Source organism: Methylobacterium fujisawaense, assembly GCF_014138435.1.
Lineage (GTDB): Bacteria > Pseudomonadota > Alphaproteobacteria > Rhizobiales > Beijerinckiaceae > Methylobacterium > Methylobacterium fujisawaense.
Genome location: NZ_JACJIM010000003.1, coordinates 218,377 through 232,252 on the forward strand (window position 1 = coordinate 218,377; position 13,876 = coordinate 232,252).

At 72.2% G+C, this 13,876-nt stretch carries 14 protein-coding genes; 10 read left to right on the forward strand and 4 right to left on the reverse strand.

Annotated elements, in window-relative coordinates; translation table 11 throughout:
• Positions 1–12 precede the first annotated feature (12 nt).
• The 6 genes from GGQ91_RS10110 (at position 13) to GGQ91_RS10135 (ending at position 5,862) form a co-directional block, all read left to right on the forward strand.
• Entirely contained in the window at positions 13–513 is a 501-nt protein-coding gene (locus GGQ91_RS10110) for a DUF6468 domain-containing protein (protein WP_043352105.1), read from the forward strand.
• Positions 510–1,370 carry a MotE family protein gene (locus GGQ91_RS10115; protein WP_043755938.1) on the forward strand — a complete coding sequence of 287 codons (861 nt, stop codon included), beginning with the start codon at positions 510–512 and terminating at the stop codon, positions 1,368–1,370. The genes GGQ91_RS10110 and GGQ91_RS10115 overlap by 4 nt, the downstream gene beginning before the upstream one ends.
• 122 nt (positions 1,371–1,492) lie before the next feature.
• A complete protein-coding gene (locus GGQ91_RS10120; protein ID WP_043388711.1) occupies positions 1,493–3,130 on the forward strand; it encodes an ABC transporter ATP-binding protein in 1,638 nt (545 codons plus the stop codon).
• Between the two features lie 2 nt (positions 3,131–3,132).
• Positions 3,133–4,356, forward strand: a complete 1,224-nt coding sequence (locus GGQ91_RS10125) for a phosphopentomutase (RefSeq protein ID WP_182591902.1) — start codon at positions 3,133–3,135, stop codon at positions 4,354–4,356.
• Positions 4,357–4,368: 12 nt separating this feature from the next.
• Positions 4,369–4,560, forward strand: coding sequence for a DUF1192 domain-containing protein (locus GGQ91_RS10130; protein WP_043388707.1), 192 nt, complete (start codon positions 4,369–4,371; stop codon positions 4,558–4,560).
• A 3-nt stretch (positions 4,561–4,563) separates the two neighbouring features.
• Positions 4,564–5,862, forward strand: a complete 1,299-nt coding sequence (locus GGQ91_RS10135; protein ID WP_182591903.1) for a leucine-rich repeat-containing protein kinase family protein — start codon at positions 4,564–4,566, stop codon at positions 5,860–5,862.
• Between the two features lie 80 nt (positions 5,863–5,942).
• Here GGQ91_RS10135 and GGQ91_RS10140 read toward each other — a convergent pair whose 3' ends face one another.
• Positions 5,943–6,542, reverse strand: a complete 600-nt coding sequence (locus GGQ91_RS10140; protein WP_043388702.1) for a cysteine hydrolase family protein — start codon at positions 6,540–6,542, stop codon at positions 5,943–5,945.
• Positions 6,543–6,695: 153 nt separating this feature from the next.
• On the opposite strand from GGQ91_RS10140, the gene GGQ91_RS10145 reads away from it, so the two are divergent.
• The 3 genes from GGQ91_RS10145 to GGQ91_RS10155 all read left to right on the forward strand — a co-directional run bounded on the left by GGQ91_RS10145 (position 6,696) and on the right by GGQ91_RS10155 (position 10,084).
• A complete protein-coding gene (locus GGQ91_RS10145) occupies positions 6,696–7,646 on the forward strand; it encodes a lytic transglycosylase domain-containing protein (protein WP_053610943.1) in 951 nt (316 codons plus the stop codon).
• A gap of 83 nt (positions 7,647–7,729) precedes the next feature.
• Positions 7,730–8,632: an alpha/beta hydrolase gene (locus GGQ91_RS10150; protein ID WP_043346765.1), complete on the forward strand. Its 903-nt coding sequence runs from the start codon at positions 7,730–7,732 to the stop codon at positions 8,630–8,632.
• A 126-nt stretch (positions 8,633–8,758) separates the two neighbouring features.
• Complete coding sequence (locus GGQ91_RS10155) at positions 8,759–10,084, forward strand: O-antigen ligase family protein (RefSeq protein WP_182591904.1); 1,326 nt, start codon at positions 8,759–8,761, stop codon at positions 10,082–10,084.
• 593 nt (positions 10,085–10,677) lie between these two features.
• On the opposite strand, the gene GGQ91_RS10160 is transcribed toward GGQ91_RS10155, so the two are convergent.
• The 3 genes from GGQ91_RS10160 to GGQ91_RS10170 are packed head-to-tail and all read right to left on the reverse strand — an operon-like array spanning position 10,678 to position 13,513.
• The gene (locus GGQ91_RS10160) at positions 10,678–11,109 is read right to left on the reverse strand and encodes an acyl-CoA thioesterase (RefSeq protein ID WP_051976355.1); all 432 of its coding nucleotides are present in this window, start codon (positions 11,107–11,109) and stop codon (positions 10,678–10,680) included.
• Between the two features lie 52 nt (positions 11,110–11,161).
• The gene (locus GGQ91_RS10165) at positions 11,162–12,919 is read right to left on the reverse strand and encodes a pyrroloquinoline quinone-dependent dehydrogenase (RefSeq protein ID WP_182591905.1); all 1,758 of its coding nucleotides are present in this window, start codon (positions 12,917–12,919) and stop codon (positions 11,162–11,164) included.
• Positions 12,920–12,979: 60 nt separating this feature from the next.
• Positions 12,980–13,513, reverse strand: coding sequence for an ankyrin repeat domain-containing protein (locus GGQ91_RS10170; RefSeq protein ID WP_075379716.1), 534 nt, complete (start codon positions 13,511–13,513; stop codon positions 12,980–12,982).
• Between the two features lie 136 nt (positions 13,514–13,649).
• Between GGQ91_RS10170 and GGQ91_RS10175 the strand changes: the two genes are divergently transcribed.
• Positions 13,650–13,862: a hypothetical protein gene (locus tag GGQ91_RS10175; RefSeq protein WP_043388686.1), complete on the forward strand. Its 213-nt coding sequence runs from the start codon at positions 13,650–13,652 to the stop codon at positions 13,860–13,862.
• The last annotated feature ends 14 nt before the right edge of the window (positions 13,863–13,876 follow it).

The following is a 13,876-nucleotide window of genomic DNA, read 5'->3' on the forward strand; positions in this document are numbered from 1 at the left end:
GAGGGTCCCAACATGAGTCTCTTCGTCACCCTCGCCGCCGACATCCTGGTTGCCGTCCTCCTGGCAGCGACCATCGTCACGTCCCTCCGTCTCTCGCGCCGCATCGGCCAGATGAAGGGCGACGAGGCCGCCCTGCGCCAGACCATCGGCGACCTGATGGTGGCGACCGGCACGGCCGAGCGGGCCATCGCCGGTCTGCGGGCGACGATCGACGAGGGCGACCGCACGCTGAACGCCAGCCTGGAAACCGCCACCATCCGCGCCGCCGAGCTGAAGCTGCAGGTCGAGGCCGGCGAGGGCGTGATCACGCGCATCGGCGCCATCGTGGCGCAGATGCGCGCCGTCCCGATCCGTCCCGAGCCGTCCCCTGAGCCGAGGCCCGCGCCGGAGATCCCGCCCGAGCGCAGGCCGGAGCAGGCCGGTCCGAACGGGGAGCGCCTCGGGGTGGCGGCCGCGGCGGCCCTCGCCATGAGCGAGCGCGCCCTCGCCCGCGTCCGGGCGCGCGCCGCGTGACCGGCGTAAAGGCCCCGAAGATCCCGCCGCCGAAGCCGGATCCCGAGGAGCGGATACGCCGCGCCGCGACGCCGCAGCGGCGCGCGCGCCGGAAGCCCGTCCGGCAGTTCCGGCTGCGCCTCATCGACGCCGTGGCGCTGGCGGCGGGCGGGCTGCTCGTGCTCAAGCTGCTCAGCCTGCTGCAGGCCGGCCTGCCGGAGAGCGCCGAGCTTCCGGAATACGGGCGCGCGGTCGCCCGGGCGCGCACCGGCTACGAGCCCTACGACCCGGTGACGACCGGATCGGTGGGCGCCAAGGAGGCGCCGGCCGCCGCGACCGAGAAGCCGCCGGAACCGCCCCCGGCGCGGCCCGCACCGCCCGCGGCCGGGAACCCGGCCTCGCCCACCGAGCGCCTGCTCCTGGAGAAGCTCGGCGCCCGGCGCGACGCCCTGCGCCAGAAGAGCGAGGAGCTGGAGCTGCGCGAGAAGATGCTGGGGGAGGCCGAGCGCAAGCTCGAGACCGGCCTGGGCGACCTCAAGAAGGCCGAGGACAAGGTCGACGCCGTCGCGAAGGCGAAGGAGGACGCCGAGAAGCAGGGCCTGAAGAACATCGTCACGATGTACGAGGCGATGAAGCCCAAGGACGCCGCCCGGGTGTTCGACCGGCTCGGGCTCGACGTACTGGTCCCGATCGTGCTGGCCATGAATCCCCGCAAGATGTCCGAGGTCCTGGCGGTGATGCAGCCCGAGACCGCCGAGCGCCTGACCGTGGCCCTCGCCAACCGCGCCCGCGGCGCCGGAGGGCCGCAGGCCCAGGCCGGGATGGGGCTGCCCGCCAACGAGTTGCCGGCGATCGATCCCGGGGCGCCGGCGCGCTAGGAACGCGGCGCAGCGCGGGCGGCCGCGCGACTTCCCGGAGCCTGCCGTCGCACATGTCGGGTGGGCGTCATGCGGCACCCGCACGGGCTAGGGTCCGGGGCCGGGCGCGCTATAAGGGGCTCATGTCAGAGGCCGATCCCCAGCCGCTCCTCGCCGTCGAGGACCTGTCCGTGGCGTTCCGCGCGCGGGAGGGCGAGACCGTGGCGGTCGACGGCGTCTCCTTCGCCATCCGCCGGGGCGAGACCCTCGCCCTCGTGGGCGAATCGGGATCGGGCAAGTCGGTGACGGCGCTGGCGATCCTGCGCCTCCTCGATGGATCGGCCCGGCAGGACGGCCGGATCCTGTTCAAGGACCGCGACCTCGCGCAGCTGCCCGAGCGGGCGATGCGCGACGTCCGCGGCGCCGACATCACCATGGTGTTCCAGGAGCCGATGACCTCGCTGAACCCGCTCCACACGATCGAGCGGCAGATCGGCGAGGTACTCGGCCTGCATCGCGGACTCTCCGGCAAGGCGGCCCGTCGGCGGATCCTGGAGCTTCTGGACCTCGTGGGCCTGCGCGACGCGGAGCGGCGCATGGGCGCCTACCCGCACGAACTCTCCGGCGGCCAGCGCCAGCGCGTGATGATCGCCATGGCGCTCGCCTGCGAGCCGGACCTTCTGGTCGCCGACGAGCCGACCACGGCCCTGGACGTCACCGTGCAGGCGCAGATCCTGGCGCTGCTCGCCGACCTGCAGAAGCGCCTCGGCATGGCGATGCTGTTCATCACCCACGATCTCGGCATCGTCGAGCGGATCGCCGACCGCGTCTGCGTGATGCTCAAGGGCCGCATCGTGGAGGCCGGTGCGACCAAGGCCGTCTTCGCGGATCCGCAGCACGAGTACACGCGCCGCCTGATCGCCTCCGAGCCGAAGGGCCGGGCCAACCCCGTCCCGGCCGATGCCGCGCCGCTGCTGGAGGCCGGGCCCCTGAAGGTCTGGTTCCCGCTGAAATCGGGTCTGCTCCGGCGCGTCACCGGCCATGTCAGGGCCGTGGACGGCGTGTCCCTGCGGGTCCGGACCGGCGAGACCGTCGGCGTCGTCGGCGAGTCCGGCTCCGGCAAGACGACCCTCGGCCTCGCCCTGCTGCGGCTCACGCGCTCGGAAGGGCCGATCGTCTTCCTCGGACGGGCGATCGACGGCTTCGGCGTGGCGCAGATGCGCCCGCTGCGGAAGGACATGCAGGTGGTCTTCCAGGATCCCTACGGCTCTCTCTCGCCGCGCATGTCGGTGGCCGACATCGTCGCCGAGGGGCTGGTGGTGCAGGGCGCGGCGCGTTCCCGGGCGGAGCGCCGCGCCGTGGTCGCCAAGGCCCTGACCGATGTCGGGCTCGACCCGGCCGCCATGGACCGCTACCCGCACGAGTTCTCCGGCGGCCAGCGCCAGCGCATCGCCATCGCGCGGGCCATGGTCCTCAATCCCCGCTTCGTCGTCCTCGACGAGCCGACCTCGGCCCTCGACCGCTCGGTCCAGGCGCAGATCGTGACCCTGCTTCGCGACCTCCAGCGCGAGCGCGGCCTCGCGTACCTGTTCATCAGCCACGACCTGAAGGTGGTGCGGGCCCTCGCCAACTACGTGATCGTCATGCAGAACGGCCACGTGGTCGAGGAAGGCCCTGCGGAGTCGATCTTCGCGAAACCTCAGACCCCCTACACCCGCGCCCTGTTCAAGGCCGCCTTCGCCCTCGAGAGCGACGCGCCCGCCGAGCTGGAATCCGCCTGACCATGGCGCGCGCCCTCATCATCGTCCTCGATTCCGTGGGCGTGGGCGGGGCCCCGGATGCGGAGAGCTACGGCGATGCCGGCTCCGACACGCTGGGGCATATCGCCGAGCGCTGCGCGGAGGGAAGCGGCGATCGGGCGGGGCTGCGCGCGGGTCCGCTGCGTCTGCCCCATCTCGCCGGACTCGGGCTCGGACTGGCGGCCGGCGGCGCCTCGGGCCGCATCCCGCCGAACCTCGCGCCGGCGGGGCCGCCGCGGGGCGCCTACGGCCACGCGGTGGAGAAGGCCGCCGGCAAGGACACGCCCTCCGGTCACTGGGAGATCGCCGGGCTTCCCCTGACCGAGCCCTGGGGGCATTTCCCCGACACCCGGCCGGCCTTCCCGCCGGAGCTGACCCGCACGCTGATCACGGAAGGCGGCATCCCGGGCATCCTGGGCGATTGCCACGCGCCGGGCGTCGCGATCATCGACGCGCTGGGCGCCGCGCATGTCCGGACCGGCCAGCCGATCTGCTACACCTCGGCCGACAGCGTGTTCCAGATCGCCGCCCACGAGGAGGCGTTCGGGCTGGAGCGGCTCTACGACCTGTGCCGCGTGGCGCGCCGGCTGTGCGACCCCTACCGCGTCTGCCGGGTGATCGCCCGGCCCTTCGTGGGCTCGGCGGAGGCGGGCTTCCGCCGGACCGTCAACCGCAAGGATTTCGCGGTCGCGCCGCCCGGGCGCACCCTGCTCGACCGGGCCGAGTCGGCCGGCCGCGCGGTGGTGAGCGTCGGCAAGATCGGCGACATCTTCGCCCACCGCGCCACCGGCTGCGAGATCAAGCCGGGCCCGAATGCGGCCTGCGTGACGGCGGGACTCGCCGCGCTGGCGACCCTGCCGGCGGGCGGCCTGATCTTCGTCAACCTGGTGGATTTCGACACGGAGCACGGCCACCGCCGCGACGTGCCGGGCTATGCCGCGGAGCTGGAGGCGTTCGACGCCCGGATCCCCGAGATCCTGGCGGCGCTGGCGCCGGGCGACCTTGCCGTGATCACGGCCGACCACGGCAACGATCCGACCTGGACCGGGACCGACCACACCCGCGAGCAGGTCCCGGTCCTGGCCTTCGGCCCCGGCGTGGCCGCCCGGTCGATCGGCCGGCGGGAGACCTTCGCGGATATCGGCGCCACCGTGGCGGCCCATCTCGGGCTGGCCTGGGACGGGGCCGGAACATCGTTCCTGGATTAGGGAGGACACGACGTGCGGGACGACGACGACCGGCCGCGCAAGGCCGTTGCCCACGAGATCGGGCAGCCCCTCGACACGCTCTCCCTCGGGGATCTCGACGCGCGCGTCGCGCTCCTGCGCGCCGAGATCGCCCGGCTCGAGGCGGCGCGGGCCGCCAAGCAGGCGGCGCAGGGCGCGGCCGACGCTTTCTTCAAGCGGAGCTGAAGCTTGGACCGCAGCGAAACCCTCGCGGCCCTGCGGCGCGGCGATCTCGGCGGCGCGCGGGAGCTGCGGCTGCCCGACGGGCTGACGGCGGTGCCGCGCGAGGTGTTCGCCCTCGCCGACACGCTGGAGGTGCTGGATCTCGGCCGGGGCGACCTCGCCGACCTGCCGGACGATTTCGGCCGCCTCCACCGCCTGCGCGTGCTGTTCTGCTCCGGCAATCCGTTCCCACGCCTGCCGCCGGTGCTCGGCGCCTGCCCCGCGCTCAGCCAGTTGGGCTTCCGCGGCTGCGGCATCCGCGAGGTCCCGGCGGAGTCGCTGCCGCGCGACCTGCGCTGGCTGACGCTGACCGACAACGCGATCGCGGAACTGCCCGCCGCCCTCGGCGAGCGGCCGCTGCTCCAGAAGCTGATGCTGTCGGGGAACCGGATCGCGGCGCTGCCGGACAGCTTCGCGGGCGCGGCGCGTCTCGAGCTGATCCGGCTCTCCTGCAACCGGCTCGAAGCGCTGCCGCCCTGGCTCGGCACCCTTCCGCGCCTCGCCTGGGTCGCCTACGCGGGCAATCCCGCCGAGCCGGCCTCCGAGCCCGCGGACGCGCCGCGCGTGCCGTGGGCGGACCTGGACGTCGGCGATCAGCTCGGTGAGGGCGCGTCGGGCCGCGTCTTCCGCGCGGCCTGGCGCGGTCCCATCGCCGCGCAGGATGTCGCCCTGAAGCTGTTCAAGGGCGCCATGACCAGCGACGGCCTGCCCGAGCGGGAGATGGAGGCCTGTCTCGCTGCCGGCACGCATCCGGCGCTTACCGGTGCGCTGGGCCGGCTCCACGATCATCCCGCCGGCGTCCAGGGGCTGCTGCTCCGGCTTCTCCCGTCGCACTGGCGGGTGCTCGCCGGCCCGCCGAGCCTCGCGAGTTGCAGCCGCGACGTCTACGATCCGAGCCTGCGACTGGAACCGGCCGAGGCCCTGCGGATCGCCCGCTCGGTCGCGGAGGCGGTGACCCATCTGCACGGGCGCGGGCTGCTCCACGGCGACGTGTATGCCCACAACACCCTGTGGGATGCCGCAACCGGCGCCGCCGTGCTCAGCGATTTCGGTGCCGCCTCGGCGCTCCCGGACGGACGGGGCGGCGCGGTGCTGGCGCGGGTCGAGGTGCGCGCCGTCGGCATCCTGATCGATGAGCTGCTCGATCGTTGCGCGACGCCGCCGGAGACTCTGCGGGCTCTGGCGCAGGCCTGTATGCAGCCGGATCCCGACGGGCGGCCGGCGCTCGACGCGGTGATCGCCGAGATCGACCGGCTCCAGTCCTGATCCCGTCGGATTCGACCGTGCCGCCGCTTCAGGCGGATACCGCGCGGGCTGTGCGGAGCGGGAGCCTTGTTCCCACGGCGTCAGTCCGGGATGTCGCCCTGCCCGCGCGCGATCACGGCGAACAGATCGCCGAGGGCGGCGAGGCTCGCGGCCTGGAGCTGGGCTGCCGGCACCACGTGTCCGTCCGGCCCGGGAAGATCCCGCGTCGCCGTGGCGGCGGCCACGACGGTGGGACGGAACCCGAGGTTGAAGGCGCTCCGGGCGGTGGAATTGACGCACATATGCGTCATGAATCCCGCCAGGATGACGTCCTGCACGCCGGCTTCCTGGAGGCGTGCCTGCAGGTCCGTGCCCACGAAGGAACTCGGATAGGCCTTGGTGATCACCGGCTCGTCGCCCTGCGGCGCCACCTCCGGGCTGATCTGGCCGATCGGCGCGGTCACATCGTAGGGCGTTCCCGGCCCGGCATTGTGGCGGACATGGATCACCGGGATCCCCGCGTCGCGCGCCCGCTTCAGCAGGCCCGCGGCCTCGCGGAGCGCAGGCTCGACGCCCTCGAGCCGCATGACGCCCTCGCGATAGGTCTGCTGCAGGTCGATCATCACCAGAGCGGAACCCGTGAGCGGGGCCGGCGCGGGGCTGAGGCCGGACAGGCCGCGCAGGGTTGCCAGATCGGACATCGGCGCATCTCCCATGGCGCCGCCTTGGTGGGGCGCTCGAATGTCGGGACGCTACGACGGACCGGCCCGGAAGCGCCATAGCGCAAAGGTGCACCGCCCGAACCGCACGGGAAGGTTGACGGTCTGGATTGATCCGCACCCGCAGGTCGCTACATGCGCGGCGTGATTGCCCCGCCCCTGCGCCTCGGCGCCCTGCTCCTCGCCCTCGCCTGCGCGCATCCGGCCGCGGCCGCCCCGTCCGAAGGGGCGACCGAGACCGTCGAGCAGGCCCTGTGCCGCCTGATCGACGAATCCGCCAAGGCCCGTGGCCTGCCGGTGCCGTTCCTGACGCGCCTGATTTGGCGCGAGAGCAGCTTTCGCGTGGGGGTCGTGAGCCCGGCCGGGGCGCAGGGCATCGCGCAATTCATGCCGGGAACGGCACGGGAGCGCGGCCTCCTCGACCCGTTCGATCCCGAGCAGGCGATCCCGCACGCAGCCCATCTGCTGTCCGATCTGAAGTCCCAGTTCGGCAATCTCGGTCTCGCGGCCGCAGCCTATAACGGTGGCGCCGCGCGGGTCAGCAAATGGCTCGCCGGCGATGGCGGCCTGCCCGCCGAGACCCGGACCTACGTGGCGGTCATCACGGGCCGGCCGGTGGACGATTGGCGGACCGGGCCCGCCAAGGCGATCGAGTACCCGGAGGGCGGTGCACCCGCCAAGCCCGAGGGCAAGGACGCGAAGGACGCGAAGGACCCGAAGGACCCGAAAGAGGCCCATCCGGAGGCACCGCAGACCTGCCTGCAGGTGACCGCCAGCCTGCGCGTCCCGTCCCGCGGCGACCGCTTCGCCCTCGGCCTCAACGAGGGACCGGCCGCTCCCTGGGGGATCCAGCTCGCGGGCAACTTCTCCAAGGCGCTGGCGCTCCAGAGCTTCAACCGGGCGCGGAGCGCCTATGCGGGGGTGATCGGCGAGGTGCGGCCGATGATCATCGGTACCCGTCTGCGCAACCGCGGCACCCGCGCCTTCTACCGGATCCGCATCCCGGCGCAGAGCCGGCAGGCGGCCGACGACCTGTGCGGCCGCATCCGCAAGGTCGGGGGTGCCTGCATCGTCCTGCGGACCTGATTTTCCACGATCCGCCGCGGGACCGTCATCAATCCGCCCCGAGGGCGGTGCGGTATGAGCCGGTCGGGATAACCGGATGGGATATGACACGCCTCCTCACCGCGTTTGCTAGCCTCCTCTGTCTCGGGCTCGCCGCGTTCGGCTTCACCGCTGCCTCGCCGCTCGCCCTGTTCGACGCGATCGGCCCGCGCGATCCGGGGGGGCGCCTCGCCGCGAAGGACCAGCCCTTCGGCGAAGGGCCGCGGCGGCACCTCGATGTCTACGTCCCGACGGCGGCCGCCGAGAATGCGCCGGTCCTCGTGTTCTTCTACGGCGGCTCCTGGCAGAGCGGCTCCAAGGACGATTACGCCTTCGTCGGGCACGCGCTCGCCGCGCAGGGCTTCGTCACGGTGCTGCCCGACTATCGGCTCTACCCGGAGGCGCCGTTTCCCGGCTTCCTGGAGGATGGCGCGGCGGCCATCGCCTGGGTGCGCGACAACATCGCGGGCTATGGCGGCGATCCGCGCCGGATCGTGCTCGCCGGCCACTCGGCCGGGGCCTACAACGCGGTGATGCTCGGCCTCGACCCGCGCTACGTGATCGCGGCCGGAATCGATCCCAAGGTCATCAAGGCGGTCGCGGGCCTGTCCGGACCCTACGATTTCCTGCCGTTCGATCAGGACACCACCGTGAAGGTGTTCGGGAAGGCTCCCGATCCGGAGGCAACGCAGCCGGTGGCCTTCGCGGGCCCGCTCTCGCCCCCCGCCTTCCTGGCGACCGGAGACGCCGACACGGTGGTGAAACCGCGGCACACGGTTAGCCTCGCCGCCAAGCTGCGGGCCGAGCACGTCCCGGTCCAGGAGCGGATCTATGCGGGGCTCGATCACAAGGACACGTTGCTGGCGCTGTCCGTCACCTTCCGCTCCAAGGCCCCGGAACTCGCCGAGATGGCCTCGTTCCTGATGCGGCAATCCGCCGGCCGCTCGCAGTACACGATGCGGCGCTGATCGCTTCGGGCTTACGTCAAGGTTATCGCGCGATCGTCGGCCGGAACGTCTGATTTTCCATCGCCCCGGACACGCGGGCCGCTAGAATGGTCTCGGCCGCACGGCGCGGCCTCGCGGTGGGACGGCATGGCTTCTGCGGACGCGGCGATCGGGATCCCGGCCGACGGGCGGCAGCGCGGCGTCGCGGGCCGGGACATGCCCGACGTGCTGCGCGTGCTCCTGAACGGGTTCGTCTTCGTCCTGCTCTGGAACCACGTCTGGCTGAAGGATCTGTCGGATCGGTCGATGCTCGCGGCCTCCGAGGATGGAAGCCTGCTGACGCAGGTCCTGTTTCTCGGCGCCGGTGCCGCCATGGCCGCGGCGATCCACCGGATCGGCGTCCGGCACCTCCATCCACTGCTGACGCGCCCCCTCGTCCTCTGCGCCCTCTGGCTCGGGGCGACGGCGCTCCTGTCGATCGAGCCCAGCCTGTCGCTGCGGCGGCTCGTCCTGTTCGCCATCGCGGCGATGCTCTCGGCAGGCGTGCTGATCGTGGCCCGATCCCCCCGGCAGTTGGCGCTGACCATGGCCGGATCCGCCCTGGTGATCGTGCTCGGTTCCTACCTCGCGGTCGCCCTCGTGCCCAATCTCGCGATCCACTCGGCCTTCGACGTCAATTCCGATCCCAGCCATCCCGGTCTCTGGCGCGGAATCTTCCCGCAGAAGAACGAGGCCGGGGCAGCCATGGTGATCTTGGTGATCGTCGGCCTCTACGTCGCCACCGTCGCGAGCCGTCTGCTCGGCTGGGCGATCGTGATCCTGGCGGCCGGCTTCCTGGTGGCGAGCGGCTCGAAGACCGCGATCCTGCTCCTTCCGGTGATCCTCGCCGTCACCGGCCTGTGCCAGGTCCTCACCGGCGGGTTCCTGCGGCGCCTGCTGCTCCTCGGCCCCGTGATCGGGTTCTCGCTGATCTCCATCGGCTCCGTGCTCGCGCCGCCGATCCAGGACGCAGTGGGGGCGCTGCTCACCGACGCGACCTTCACGGGCCGCAGCGAGATCTGGCAGTTCGCCATCGACAACATCATGATCCGGCCCTGGCGCGGCTGGGGCATCGGCGCCTTCTGGATGACCGAACGCACCATGTACGCCGGTTCCGAGGAGCTCACCTGGGTCACCACCGTCGACCATGCCCACAACGCCTATCTCGACACCGCGCTGATCGGCGGCCTGCCGTTCCTCGCGCTCACCGTGGTGGCCTTCGTCCTCGCCCCGGTGCGCGACCTGCAGCGCGTGGCCGGCGGAATGCGCCTCGACGCGGAGACCATGCTGTTCCTGCGGCTGTGGTTTCTCGGGCTGGTCTCGGCCTCCTTCGAGACGGTGCTCTACAACGGTAACAACGCCACCTGCTGCATGTTCATGATGGCGGTGTTCGGCCTGCGCCTGCGCACCCGCTACGCCGTCCTGGCGCGCTGAGGCGGATCCGCCGCCCGATCGTCCCCGACCCTCGGCGCTTGGCCATCCCACGCGTATCGCCGCCGGACGCGGGACGCGCGCGGAATGCCGTCCTCGCGACCGAGATGCAGCCGCTTGGCGACCGCCCTGCGGGATCGGCGCAGGATGGATGTGGCTCGCCCTGCCGACCGGCGCTCGGTTCAGGCTCCGGGCGGGATCGTCCTGCCGGATCGACGGGCTGGCGGCGTCGCGTCGGACGCCGACAGCCCGGACGGTTCCTGGAACTGCCTCTCTCGCGCCCGGAGAGGGACGTCGATCCGACCCGGCCTGCCTCCACATGTCGATCGGCGCCTTCGCGTATCGGTGCGGCTTCGCCACCGAGGCGCATGTTTCCCGGCGCTTCAACGGTCGCCACGGTCTCACGGCCCGCGATGACAGGGCTGCGGCCGTCCGGCACCGATCCGATACGGTCCCGGATCGGCAAAACCGCCCGCGCGCATAGAATGCTGACCCTCGGGCGCACGCCACCGGTCCGGATCCGTACCGGTCCTCTCAGGCGCCGTGGATCCCGCCGCGTCGCTGAAGGTCGCCCCGATCCCGTCCTCGAAACCGGATCAGAGCCCGGATTCGGCCGGTGGCACAGGCCGCGGGCGCCGGTCCTCGCCGATCGCCACGAAGGTGAAGGTCGCCTCGGTCACCTTCATGGTGACCTCGCTCGCCCGTTCGCGCCGCCAGACCTCGACCTGGATGCGCAGGGAGGAGCGCCCGACCTTCAGGAGCCACGCATAGAGGCTCACCTCGTCGCCCACGAAGACCGGATGGTGGAAGGTGATCGCGTCGACCGCGAGGGTGGCGCAGCGTCCCCGTGCCCGGCGGGCCGCGACGTTGCCGGCCGCGAGATCCATCTGTGCCATGAGCCAGCCGCCGAAGATGTCGCCGGCGGGGTTGGTGTCGGCGGGCATCGCGATGGTGCGGATGACCGGCGGACCGCGATCCGTCGGCTGGACCGTCGCCCCGCCCCCGATGTCCTCGCACAGGTCCGCCATGGCCATCCGTCCCCCGAACGGACGGGAGACATCCGGCCAAGCTCGGTCGCGGTCAATCGGGCAGCGCGAAGACCAGCAATGCGTCGCCGGTGCCGAACCCGGATGCCTTGGTGAAGGAGGCGCCGCCCGCCGCCACCGCGAGGTATTGCTTGCCGTCCAGCGCGTAGGTCATCGCCGGGCCGCTGATGCCGGCCCCGCACTGGAAGCGCCAGAGAATCCGGCCGTCCTTCGCATCGTGGGCGTCGAGATGGCCGTCCTCCTCTCCCGAGAAGACGAGGCCGCCGGCCGTCGCCAGGGTCCCTCCGGAGAGACGGCTCCCGCTGCGGACCGACCAGGCGATCCTGCCGCCATCCACGAGGTCGACCGCCGTCAGCGTGCTGAAGGACGCCTCGCCCTTCGCCTCGCCCGTCTCCGTGTAGCGGATCTCCGGACGCCCGGCGGCCGCCGGAACGGTCTTCACCGTGTAGGTCGTCGCCCCGTGGCGGACCTGAACGTAGGCGCGCCGGCCGTCATAGGCGGTGGGCGGCCACGAGACCGCGCCGAGGGGACCGGGCGCCACCACGGTGCCCTGCGGCGTCGGCGGCGCGAACAGGTTCTGCTGATCGACGAGCGGCGCGGACCGCGCCAGGAGCGTCCCCGTGGCACGGTCGTGGACGTAGATCCAGCCGGTCTTGCTTGCCGAAGCCACCGCCTTCGCGCCACCGGGCATGTCGAGCAGGAAGGGCGGCGCGGCGACGTCGTAGCCCCATTCGTCGTGCGGCACCTGCTGGTAGTACCAGCGCAGCGCGCCGGTCTTCACGTCGAGGGCCACGAGGCACATCGTGTAGAGGTTGTCGCCCGGACGCGAGAGGCCGAAATTCTGCGGGGCCGGGTTGCCGGTGCCGAGGAAGATCAGGCCGAGATCCCGATCATAGGCCGGCGTCATCCAGAGGGAGCCGCCGCCGACGCGCCAAGCGTCGCGGTTGGCCGGAGCGGCGGCCTTCTCGGCGGCGATGTCCCGGTGGAGCGGCGTGCCGTCCGCGGTCTGGGCGACGAAGCCCCCCTCCCAACCCTCGGACGGCGTGACGTACCAGCGCCAGCGTTCCTCGCCGGTCTTCGCGTCGTAGGCCGCGAGCCAGCCGCGTCGCCCGTACCCGCCCTCGATGCCGACGACGGCGCCGCCATCGAGGCCGCCCGCCTCGTCCTCGATGTGGAGGCCGTATCCGGCGCCGGTGACGCCGACGATCACGAGCCCGTCGGCAACCAGCGGCGGCATCTTGAAGCCGAGGCGGCTCGAGCCCTGGACGGGCTTGCCGCCGAGCGTCGCGGCGAGGCCCGAGGCGGTCTCGCTCTCGCCCTCCTCAGGGCGGACCGCCTCCTTGTCCCAGACGATCCTGCCGGTCTTCGCGTCGAGGGCGATCAGCCGCCCGTCCATGGTCGCCTCGAAGACGAGCCCCCCCGACACCGCGACCCCGCGGTTCGAGGGCGGTCCGAAGATCTTCTCGGTGCGCGGCTTGTGGGTGTAGGTCCAGACGGGCTTGCCGGTCTTCGCGTCGAGGGCCGCGACGTTGTTCTGCGTCGTGGAGACGAAGAGGGTGCCGTCCACCATCACGGGCTGGGCCTGGAAGTATCCGGTGATTCCGGTCTGGAAGATCCAGGCGGGGCGCAGCCGACCGACAGTGTCGCGGTCGATCTGGGTCAGGTCGGAGAAGTTGCGGTTGCTCGGATCGTGTCCGAAGGCCGGCCAGGGCGATTCAGCGGCGGAGGTCGACCCGAGGGACGCCGGTCCCGCAAAGCAGGCCAGCAGGACCGCCCCAATCCATCGCGCCAAAGCTGTGCTCCCTTGTGCGGCGACAGTCGCGCCCGCTTGGATCCGTTTCTGAAAGTGGGCCTAAGCCTGCCTCCGGGGCGCCCCGTCGAGCTGCGCCGGCGTCGCCTGGGCACCCATTGACCGGGCCATGTCGGCGGCGCTCTGTCCGGAGGCGTCGCGCCGGTCCGGGTCGGCGCCGTGGCGGAGGAGCAGGTCGACCATCTCGGTGCGGTCGAACATCGCCGCCGTCATCAGGGCCGTGCGGGTGCCGTCGCCGGTCCCGTCCACCTTGGCCCCGTGCTGGAGCAGGAGTTGCGCGATCGCGAGATCGTTCTTGAAGGCCGCGCCGGCGAGGGGCGTCTGGCCACGGTCATTCGCGAGTTCCGGGTCGCCGCCGGCCTCCAGGATCACCCGCGTGGCGTCCGCCTGGCCGTTATAGGCGGCCAGCATCAGCAGGCTGTCGCCCTTGTCGTTGCGCAGGTTCGCCGGCAGCCCCTGCCCGAACAGGTCGGCGAGATCCTCCGCATGGCCCATCCGCGCGTACTGGAAGACGCGGGCGGCGAAGGCCAGGGTTTCGTCATCGAGGGTCGGGGGCGTGTTCGTCTCTGAGGCCATCGCGTGCTCGTCTCTTCTGGCCGCTGATCTGGGCCGGTCCGGCGTCCACGTCCAGCGGCGGCGGGAACAGTTTCGGGGCGCTGCTCGTTCCAGCCGCCAATCCGGGCCAAAGGCCCGACGCTTCCGGAGCGCGCCGATGCCCCGACCCTTCGAGCCCTTCGCCGACGCCTTGCGCACCGCGCGCGACATCGTCCGGGAGCGCGCAGGCGCGGTCGCACAGGCGGCCGTACAGGCCGATCCCCACGCCTACGACGAGGCCTGCAACGCCCTCGCCGTCCGGATCGCCCAGGCCATCGTCGATGCCGGCGAGGCCGCGACGGCGCATGGCCGGGATCACGAGGCCGCCTGAGCCAACGGCGGCCG